This window comes from Hafnia alvei, from assembly GCF_900095695.1.
Lineage (GTDB): Bacteria > Pseudomonadota > Gammaproteobacteria > Enterobacterales > Enterobacteriaceae > Hafnia > Hafnia alvei_B.
Genome location: NZ_FMIQ01000031.1, coordinates 70,863 through 80,773, shown reverse-complemented (window position 1 = coordinate 80,773; position 9,911 = coordinate 70,863). Strand labels below are relative to the sequence as shown.

Sequence of the window (9,911 nt, the reverse complement as noted above, 5' to 3'; positions counted from 1 at the left end):
TTTATTTATCTGGCTTGCTACTTTAAAACAAAATCATTTTTGAATGGTGGGTCGTGCGGGATTCGAACCTGCGACCAATTGATTAAAAGTCAACTGCTCTACCAACTGAGCTAACGACCCATTTCAAAAATTGTTGCCTGAATCACTCTGTTTCAGTTTGTCTGGGCAACGGCGGCATATATTACCCATTTATCAGGACAGCGCAACCAAAAATTTTAATAATCAGTTCAATTGATTGCACTTCGTACGTTCAGGCCCATAAATTAAACAAATCGTCTACTTCTGAGCCTGAAAATACGCTTATGATGCAGCAATACGTTTTTGAGCCTGCTTCGCAGCATCGCTCGTTGGGTACTGCTTAATGACCTGCTGATAGACGGCTTTGGCTTTATCGGCCTGCCCTTTCTCCTGCATGATCACCCCAACCTTGTACATCGCGTCAGGCGCTTTCGGGGATTTAGGGTAATTTTTAACAACTACGGCAAAATAATACGCCGAGTCATCTTTTTTACCTTTGTTGTAAAACAGCTGCCCCAGCCAATAATTTGCATTTGGCTGATAGGTCGAATCTGGATATTGCTTAACAAAGCTTTGGAAGGCCGTAATTGCCTGATCGTTCTGCTTTTTCACCAATACCAAATCTACCGCACGGTTGTAATCCGTGTTGGCATCACCACTGCTGGCTGGCGCTGCGTCCGCCGCAGGGGCTGCAGTTGCCGCTGTGCTAGAAGCGTCAGAGCCCGTAGAGGCTGAAGCGGCCGAATCTGCGGCTGCGGCACCTGTATTGGCACTACTATTAGCACTACCTTGGCTATCTAACTGCAAGAGGATCTGTTTTTGACGTTCAACAACCTGATTCAGCTGATACTGACTTTCTTGAATTTGACCACGAAGAGAGTCAATGTCGCGCTGGTTATCGGAGAGTTGCTGCTGAAGCTGAGAAAATAGTTGACCCTGAGCATTGGTAATACGCTCAAGTGAAGTGACTCGGTCTTCAACCGAGCCGGAGCCGACGCTACTGATTGGGGCTTGGGCAATAGCGGCCCAAGGGGCCGCTATTCCAACCAGTAACGACAGACTCAACAAGTGAAGTCTGAAGTTACTGCTCATGCGATACTCGTCTTACTAACTATTAGTAAACCAGTACGGCACGACGGTTTTTAGCATAGGCTGCTTCGTCGTGGCCCAGTACTGCTGGTTTTTCTTTACCGTAAGAAACGATAGAGATCTGATCAGCGCCTACGCCTTTACCTTGCAGGTACATCTTAACTGCGTTAGCACGACGTTCGCCCAGGGCGATGTTGTACTCAGGAGTACCGCGCTCATCCGCATGACCTTCTACGGTCACTTTGTAAGATGGGTTGTTACGCAGGAAAGCAGCATGCGCATCCAGCATCTGAGCGTAGTCAGAGCTCACATCGTACTTGTCCAGACCGAAGTAAACGATGTTGTTTTTCTGGAGTTCTTGCATCTGCAGACGAGCCTGTTCTTCAGAAGACAGGTTGCTGCTGCCGTTTTCCATACCGTTACCAGCGCCAGCACCCATTGCTGATTGATCGTCGTTCGCATTTTTATGTGAACTACAAGCAGCTACAGCCATGATAGGCAGTGCCAACATCAGCCCCTTCAGAACTTTGTTCAGTTGCATCTCTTTGATCCTTTTATAATTTGCTATACATATCTTTTTATACATGCATCACAGATACGGCGACCAGGCAGGGAATTTCACCTGTCCATCGGTTGCCGGAAGACGCGCTTTGAAACGCCCGTCGGTCGAGACTAGCTGCAACACGGAACCCAGTCCTTGAGTAGAACTATAGATAACCATGGTACCATTTGGCGCGATACTCGGCGTTTCGTCTAGGAACGTGCTGGTCAAAACTTGATTCGCATTCGATCCGAGATCCAGTTTAGTGATGTGCTGTGAACCGCCGTTTGTGCCAACCATGACAAGGAACTTGCCGTCAGAACTTACGTCGCCATCCTGATTCTGAGAGCCTTCCCAGGTCAGACGTTCAGGCGCACCACCATTAATGTTTACTTTATAGATTTGTGGACGTCCACCTTGGTCAGATGTAAATGCCAAAGTTTGACTATCCGGGAACCATGAAGGCTCCGTATTGTTGCTACGGCCATCAGTGACCTGACGAATTGAGCCAGAGCCCAAATCCATAATATACAGGTTCAAGCTACCTGTTTTAGACAGCGCGAACGCCAACTTGCTACCATCTGGAGAGAACGATGGCGCACCGTTGTGACGTGGGAATGACGCTACCTGACGGATTGCACCGTTAGACAGAGTCTGAATCACCAGCGCTGATTTGCCGCTTTCGAAAGTCACGTAAGCCAGCTTGCTACCGTCTGGAGACCAAGCCGGAGACATCAATGGCTGTGGAGAACGGTGAACAACAAACTGATTATAGCCATCGTAGTCAGCAACGCGCAGTTCATAAGGGAACTGGCCGCCGTTAGTCTGCACAACGTAAGCAATACGGGTGCGGAATGCGCCTTTAATACCGGTCAGCTTTTCAAACACTTCATCGCTGCTGGTATGTGCCGCATAGCGTAACCACTGCTTGGTCACTTTGTACTGATTCTGGGACAGAACGCTGCCAGGGTTACCAGAGGTATCAACCATCTGATAAGAAACCATATAGCCGCCATCTGCGCTTGGCTGAACTTGACCCACTACGACCGCATCAATACCCAATGCCGTCCACGCTGCCGGAGTCACTTCAGCAACTGTAGTTGGCTGCTGTGGCATACGGTTGGTATCAATCGGGTTGAATTTACCGCTGTTGCGTAAGTCAGCCGCGACAATTCCACCGATATCTTCAGGAGCAGAACCCGGCCCCATCCATTTGAAAGGCACTACACCGATCGGACGAGCGGTATCAACACCCTGAGTAATCACTATTCGGACTTCCGCGTGGAGCACACTGGCCCACAGGATTAATAGCCCCATCGCTACACGAAACGCCTGCTTCATCATATCTCCCTTATCTGACCCCGATGGCCACGATAATTTAGCAGAATTTTAACAAACCAACGCACACAAAACTACATATTGCCCAGTGTAACCATCATATAATTCCGAAACTTTACGTTCACTATATGTTGCTTTACTTTGGCTTTATCTAATGCACTGTTATTCAAACAAAATTAGTCAAATCAATTCGGTTTAAAATCAACGGGCGCATTTTTAAATATCTGGTAAATGGCGTCACTTGGCGGCTTAGGATATTTCGCCATTCTCGCTGCTGCAACCGCCGCCTGACAAAGCGCAGGATCGCCACCTTCAGAAGTCACGCTTAACAACATGCCATCCGACGCGAGCTTAATACGCAGGTTACATACTTTGCCGCTAAAGCTCGGATCCGTATGGAACTTACTTTCAATTGCCGCTTGAATCTGTCCAGCGTAGTTACTGATATCCGCGCCAGAAGCTCCACTCGTTTTGCTATTACCTTTTCCTGCCGCACCAGCTTTACCGGAAGTCCCCGCAGCACCCGCGGCTCCCCCCCTTTCGGCGCGTTTTTGCCATCAGCAAGGCCATCAAACAGATCGTCAACGCCTTCTGCTGATTTCGCAGCAGCGGCGGCATCGGCCTTTTTCTTGGCATCTGCGGCTTTTTTCGCAGCGGCTGCAGCTTTAGCTTCAGTATCTGCTTTCGCCTTAGCATCCGCGGCGGCTTGTTTTTTCGCTTCAGCTGCGGCTTCTTTCTTAGCGTCTTCAGCCGCCTTCTTCGCCTCATCAGCAGCCTGTTTTTTGGCTTCTTCAGCGGCTTTCTTAGCATCAGCTGCAGCTTGTTTTTTCGCTTCAGCTTCGGCCTGTTTCTTCGCCTCTGCTGCCGCTTTCTTCACTTCTTCTTCCGCTTGTTTCTTCGCAGCGGCAGCAGCAACAGCCGCCTCTTTGGCAACTTCCTGCTTCGCTTTAGCTGCTGCTAGAGCAGCCTCTTTCTTAGCGTCTTCAGCTGCCTTTTTCACTTCTTCCGCAGCCTGCTTTTTAGCTTCTTCAGCCGCCTGTTTGGCGTCTTCTGCAGCTTGTTTAGCATCTTCCTGCGCCTGAATTCTCTCTTTTTCCAGCGCTTTTAGACGCTGCTGTTCCTCAGCCTGTTTTTGTTGTAGTTCTTCAGCCTGCTTTTCGGCTTGTTTTTTACGCTGCTGTTCCGCGCGACGCGCATCACTTTGCTGCTGTTGCTGGCGATCATTATACTGTTGAACCATTGCACCGGAATCAACCATGACTGCGTCAATGGCAGAACCGCCGCCACCGCCGCCGCCAGCACTTATCGTTGAATCCTGCATCATTGAGCCCCAGACTAATAACGCTATCAGGACAATATGCAAAATGATTGAAACGATGACAGAGCGATTTAGCTTATCGTTTTTCTCAGATGCCTTTACCACGATTCAGTTTCCAAGAGCCAGTATCCCGGAGCCGGTTTCCAAAAGCTCAGTTAAACAAATTAAGTGCCAAATATCCTCTGCGCAAAATGCAACACGCAGCCTATAAACAGGCTGCATGCTAGCGCTTTAGTACAGGAATTCCAACACGGATTTCACGCTTTTTTACCGCAATCAGATCGGCTGCGTCATTAAGCCTACAGAGGCTACACCTGCCTGATGCAAAAGATTCAGCGCCTTAATGATTTCGTCATAAGGTACATCTTTAGCACCACCGATCAAAAATACGGTTTTTGGATTAGCTTTAAGCTGAGATTGTGCTTCCGCAACAACCTGCTCCGCTGGCAGCTGTTCCATACGATTATGATCAACCACAACCGCATATTGGCCGATGCCAGACACTTCAACGATAACCGGTGGATTGTCGTTGGTGCTTACCGTTTTTGAATCCGTTGCGTCGGGTAAATCAACCTCAACGCTCTGGGTGATAATCGGCGCTGTCGCCATAAAAATCAGTACCAGAACTAATAACACGTCCAGTAATGGAACGATGTTAATTTCAGATTTGAGCTCGCGACGGCCACTTGATCTCGCCATGCTAACCTCCTACTTATTTAGATTCGGTAGCAAAAGCCTGACGGTGCAGAATGGCAATGAACTCTTCCATAAAATTGGTGTAATTCTGTTCAAGCTTATTCACACGCTGATTCAGACGGTTGTAGGCCATAACCGCTGGGATTGCAGCAAACAGACCGATCGCCGTTGCGATCAATGCTTCTGCAATACCTGGAGCAACCATTTGCAGGGTTGCCTGTTTAACAGCACCCAAACCGATAAAGGCATGCATAATCCCCCAAACGGTACCGAACAGGCCGATATACGGGCTGATTGAACCGACGGTACCCAAGAATGGGATATGCGTTTCCAAACCTTCAACTTCGCGATTTAATGAAATGCGCATCGCACGCGTTGCGCCTTCAATCACGCCGTCCGCAGCGTGGCTGTTTACACGGTGTAAACGCGCAAATTCTTTAAAACCAGAATGGAAGATTTGCTCTGAGCCAGTCAGGCTATCACGGCGAGTTTGGCTTTCCTGATACAGACGAGATAACTCAATTCCCGACCAGAATTTATCTTCGAAGGCTTCAGCATCACGCGTGGCCGCATTCAGGATGCGGGTACGCTGAATGATGATGGCCCAAGAGGCGATAGAGAAGCACACCAAAACCAGCATGATAAGCTTTACCAGCAGGCTCGCCTTCAAAAATAAATCGAACATGTTCATGTCAGTCACTGCTTAAACTCCGCGACAATAGACTTGGGAAGCGCAATAGGCTTCATTTGGTTTTGATCGATGCATGCAACCAACACATCAGCTTGGCTTAAAATTTTGCCTTGCGAATTGATGATACGTTGGGCAAACGTGAGAGAAGCCCCTCGTATGGCGGTAATCTCAGTCTCTACCTCCAGCATGTCATCCAGACGTGCAGGCGACAGATACTCTACCGTCATGCGACGGACAGCAAAAGCGACATGCTCACTCAGCAATTGTTGCTGACTGAAATTATGTTGGCGCAGCATCTCTGTGCGCGCTCTTTCATAAAAAGCGACGTATCGTGCGTGATAAACCACGCCCCCGGCGTCCGTGTCTTCGTAATATACACGTACCGGCCATCGGAACATCATAATACTCACTCTACATCTCAGAAATGCAAATTAACGCGGTTACTATACTCACTTGAAAACGGGTTGGGAATGGGGGAGGTAGATGAGAACGAAAATAATTATGGATCAATCATGGACCCATAATTATTTTGAAGAATTACTAACCGTTCTTGACGTTAACTGAAGAAGTGTAACAAACCGGCCAGTAGAATAATCACCGCAGGCAATGGAGAAAATACGGCTTTCCACAGGCTGCGGTATGGACGAAAACCTACGCCATGTATCACACCAGCGCAAACCGCCCACATAATTAATAGCCCTTGCCAAATCTCAAGCTCACTGGTTTTTGCGGCAAAGCGCGACGGGTCCCAAAAAACACAAAACGCCACCACTAATGCCAGAACCAGTGAAAGGGCCCGTAATGGGCCCTTGTCCATGATCTGATAGAGCTTATCAGATAAGTTAGCCATTACTCGGCGTCTTTCGCCGTTGCCTTGGCTTCGCTGTTTTCAATCGCCATCGCAGTGATGATAGCGAAGAAACAAGCCAGAAGCGTTCCTAAAATCCAGGCAAAATACCACATGGTTATCGCTCCTTAATAAAGTGAGTGCGTGTTTTCTTCGATATATTTTTTGTCCAAGCGGCCAAACATTTTGTAGTAACACCAGATGGTGTACAGCAGCACAATTGGAACAAAAATAATCGCAACCACGGTCATCACTTGCAGAGTCAGCAAGCTAGACGTCGCATCCCACATGGTCAGACTCATGCTTGGGTTGGTGATAGAAGGCATCACGAACGGGAACATGGTCACACCGGCGGTCAGGATCACACAGGCGATGGTCAGAGAGGAGAACAGGAACGCCCAGCCACCTTTCTCAACGCGTGAGCACAATGTTGTCAGCAACGGCAGTACCACACCCAGCGCAGGCAGAGCCCACAGGATTGGATACTTGTTGAAGTTCAACAGCCATGCACCGGCCTGATGAGCCACTTCTTTACGCAGCGGGTTAGACTGTGCCGCAGTATCGATAGCAGAAGTAATTACATAGCCATCAATGCCTTTCACCAGCCAAACGCCTGCCAGCAAGAACGCTACAGTCATGACCAGAGAACAAATCTGCGCCGCGGTACGAGAGCGCAAGTGCACTTCGCCCGTGGTTTTCATTTGCAGATAGGTCGCACCCTGAGCCAGCAACATCGTCAAGCTAACCACCCCCGCCAACAGACCAAACGGATTCAGCAGTTGGAAGAAGTTACCCGTGTAGTAAAGACGCAGGTATTCATCGATATGGAACGGAACGCCCAACAGTAGGTTACCGAATGCCACGCCGAAAACTAATGCAGGCACGAAGCTACCAATAAAGATGCCCCAGTCCCACATGTTACGCCAGCGTGTACTTTCGATTTTAGAGCGGTAATCAAAGCCAACCGGACGGAAGAACAATGAAGCCAGCACTAAAATCATCGCAACATAGAAGCCGGAGAATGCAGCCGCGTAAACCATTGGCCATGCAGCAAACAGAGCACCACCCGCGGTAACCAGCCAAACTTGGTTACCTTCCCAGTGAGGGGCAACCGCGTTAATCATAATACGGCGTTCGGTATCGGTCTTACCGATGATACGGGAGAGCACACCTACCCCCATATCAAAACCATCGGTGACTGCGAATCCAATCAGCAGCACACCAACGAGCAGCCACCAGACAAACCGCAATACTTCATAATCAAACATAGCGTGGACTCCTGTTAGCGCGCTTCTACTGCATTCGGCTGTTCAAAATGATAACGACCGCTCTTCAGGCTGCTTGGCCCCAGGCGAGCAAATTTGAACATCAAATACATTTCTGCGACTAAGAACAGCGTGTACAGACCGCAGATCAGAATAATGGAGAACAGCAGATCGCCCGTTGTCAGAGAAGAGTTCGCCACCGCGGTCGGCAATACTTCACCGATAGCCCATGGTTGACGACCATACTCAGCAACAAACCAGCCCGCTTCACAGGCAATCCAAGGTAAAGGAATACCCAGCAATGCCGCACGGTGCAGCCAGCGTTTTTTACCCACGTTACCGCGAACAACGCTCCAGAAGGACAGCGCAATGATCAGCAACAGCGCAAAGCCACATGCCACCATGATGCGGAAGGCAAAGTACAGCGGAGCAACTTTAGGGATAGAGTCCTTGGTTGCGGCCTGAATCTGCTCTTCGCTCGCCTGAGATGGGTTCTCGGTATAACGCTTCAGCAGCATACCGTAGCCCAAGTCCTGCTTGGTTTTGTTGAAGGCATCACGCACGGTAGGATCGGTGTTACCGGTACGCAGTTCCTGCAGCAACTCATAAGCTTTCATACCATTACGGATACGAACCTGATGCTGAGCCATCAGCTCTTTCAGGCCGGTCACCTGCTGATCAAGCGAACGTGTCGCGATCAGGCCCAGTGCGTAAGGGATATGAATCGCATATTCGTTGGTCATGGTTTCCTGATTAGGGATACCAAACAGAGTAAACGATGCTGGAGCCGGTTGGGTTTCCCACTCTGCTTCAATCGCTGCCAGTTTGGTTTTCTGTACGTCACCCATCTCGTAACCGGATTCATCACCCAGCACGATAACAGACAGAGACGCAGCCAGACCAAACGCCGCGGCGATAGCAAATGAACGCTTAGCAAAGGCGAAATCACGGCCTTTCAGCAAGTAGTAGGAACTGATGCCCAGAACGAACATGGCGCCGGTCACGTAGCCCGCAGAAACGGTGTGAACGAATTTCACCTGAGCAACTGGGTTTAATACCAGCTCAGAGAAGCTCACCATTTCCATACGCATGGTTTCAAAGTTGAAATCCGACGCGATTGGGTTCTGCATCCAGCCGTTAGCCACCAGAATCCACAGAGCAGACAGGTTGGAACCTAACGCAACTAACCAAGTGGCTGCTAAGTGCTGCACTTTGCCCAGACGATCCCAGCCAAAGAAGAACAGACCAACAAAGGTAGATTCAAGGAAGAACGCCATCAACCCTTCAATGGCCAGCGGCGCACCAAAGATGTCTCCAACGTAATGGGAATAGTATGACCAGTTAGTCCCGAACTGGAATTCCATGGTTAAACCCGTGGCAACCCCAAGCGCAAAGTTGATACCAAACAACTTGCCCCAGAACTTAGTCATATCTTTATAAACTTGTTTACCCGTAAGAACGTATACCGTTTCCATGATGGCCAACAAGAACGCCATACCCAGCGTTAGTGGCACAAACAGGAAGTGGTACATCGCCGTTAAGGCAAACTGTAACCGTGACAGTTCGACAATATCCAACATCTTGACTCCTTGCTCCTCGCAGGAAGACTCCGACTTGCGGCAACACGGCTCCCGTTCGAGTACGGAAGTCACATAACTACCAGCAGTGAATGCCCTTCAACAACAAATTGGAACCTCCCCCAATTCTCGGCAGCCTACGCTTTCCAAATCTTAGCAACGGATGTTGAGGTAAAAACCTCTCCATCAGCATAGTTCAGAAAACGTTTGAAACGAAAAACCGAAGGAAGATAACAAATATAACAATAAAAACGACTCAGTATTACAGACGAGTAAATAGTACCCCGCCATTCCCACACAATAAATAGGTATTTTCATGTTAGGAATTAGATTTGTGTATTTAGGTCACGTTTTAGGCAAATGATTATAATTACCTAAAATTGATCTGCGACAAGATTAGCAAAACACACTGTTTAAGGCACTATTTCTGGCATTTTTTTATAGGAATTTCATTGATCTATGTTAAGCAAAAGTATCATAAACGTATTCATGGTTACTTATTGTTAATTGATTGTTATTTATTCGATGCGC

At 48.6% G+C, this 9,911-nt stretch carries 10 protein-coding genes, 1 tRNA gene and 1 pseudogene; all 12 read right to left on the bottom strand.

What is annotated here, in order from left to right:
* Positions 1-44: 44 nt before the first annotated feature.
* Positions 45-120 (bottom strand) — tRNA-Lys (locus BN1044_RS09320).
* Between the two features lie 180 nt (positions 121-300).
* The gene (gene cpoB / locus BN1044_RS09315) at positions 301-1,110 is read right to left on the bottom strand and encodes a cell division protein CpoB (RefSeq protein WP_072308435.1); all 810 of its coding nucleotides are present in this window, start codon (positions 1,108-1,110) and stop codon (positions 301-303) included.
* Positions 1,111-1,132: 22 nt separating this feature from the next.
* Positions 1,133-1,648 carry a peptidoglycan-associated lipoprotein Pal gene (gene pal / locus BN1044_RS09310; protein ID WP_025800719.1) on the bottom strand — a complete coding sequence of 172 codons (516 nt, stop codon included), beginning with the start codon at positions 1,646-1,648 and terminating at the stop codon, positions 1,133-1,135.
* Positions 1,649-1,696: 48 nt separating this feature from the next.
* Positions 1,697-2,989 carry a Tol-Pal system beta propeller repeat protein TolB gene (gene tolB / locus BN1044_RS09305; protein ID WP_072308434.1) on the bottom strand — a complete coding sequence of 431 codons (1,293 nt, stop codon included), beginning with the start codon at positions 2,987-2,989 and terminating at the stop codon, positions 1,697-1,699.
* A gap of 182 nt (positions 2,990-3,171) precedes the next feature.
* Positions 3,172-4,409 (bottom strand): annotated as a pseudogene (gene tolA, locus BN1044_RS09300) (cell envelope integrity protein TolA).
* A 171-nt stretch (positions 4,410-4,580) separates the two neighbouring features.
* Entirely contained in the window at positions 4,581-5,003 is a 423-nt protein-coding gene (gene tolR / locus BN1044_RS09295) for a colicin uptake protein TolR (RefSeq protein ID WP_004096609.1), read from the bottom strand.
* Positions 5,004-5,016: 13 nt separating this feature from the next.
* On the bottom strand, positions 5,017-5,691 hold the full coding sequence (gene tolQ, locus BN1044_RS09290; RefSeq protein WP_202209954.1) for a Tol-Pal system protein TolQ: 675 nt from the start codon (positions 5,689-5,691) through the stop codon (positions 5,017-5,019).
* A gap of 5 nt (positions 5,692-5,696) precedes the next feature.
* The gene (gene ybgC / locus BN1044_RS09285; RefSeq protein WP_122974894.1) at positions 5,697-6,101 is read right to left on the bottom strand and encodes a tol-pal system-associated acyl-CoA thioesterase; all 405 of its coding nucleotides are present in this window, start codon (positions 6,099-6,101) and stop codon (positions 5,697-5,699) included.
* Between the two features lie 146 nt (positions 6,102-6,247).
* On the bottom strand, positions 6,248-6,541 hold the full coding sequence (ybgE, locus tag BN1044_RS09280) for a cyd operon protein YbgE (RefSeq protein ID WP_025800715.1): 294 nt from the start codon (positions 6,539-6,541) through the stop codon (positions 6,248-6,250).
* Entirely contained in the window at positions 6,541-6,654 is a 114-nt protein-coding gene (gene cydX / locus BN1044_RS09275; protein WP_020303871.1) for a cytochrome bd-I oxidase subunit CydX, read from the bottom strand. The genes ybgE and cydX overlap by 1 nt, the downstream gene beginning before the upstream one ends.
* 12 nt (positions 6,655-6,666) lie before the next feature.
* Positions 6,667-7,806: a cytochrome d ubiquinol oxidase subunit II gene (cydB, locus tag BN1044_RS09270; RefSeq protein ID WP_072308433.1), complete on the bottom strand. Its 1,140-nt coding sequence runs from the start codon at positions 7,804-7,806 to the stop codon at positions 6,667-6,669.
* A gap of 14 nt (positions 7,807-7,820) precedes the next feature.
* A complete protein-coding gene (gene cydA, locus BN1044_RS09265) occupies positions 7,821-9,383 on the bottom strand; it encodes a cytochrome ubiquinol oxidase subunit I (protein ID WP_072308432.1) in 1,563 nt (520 codons plus the stop codon).
* Positions 9,384-9,911 lie beyond the last annotated feature (528 nt).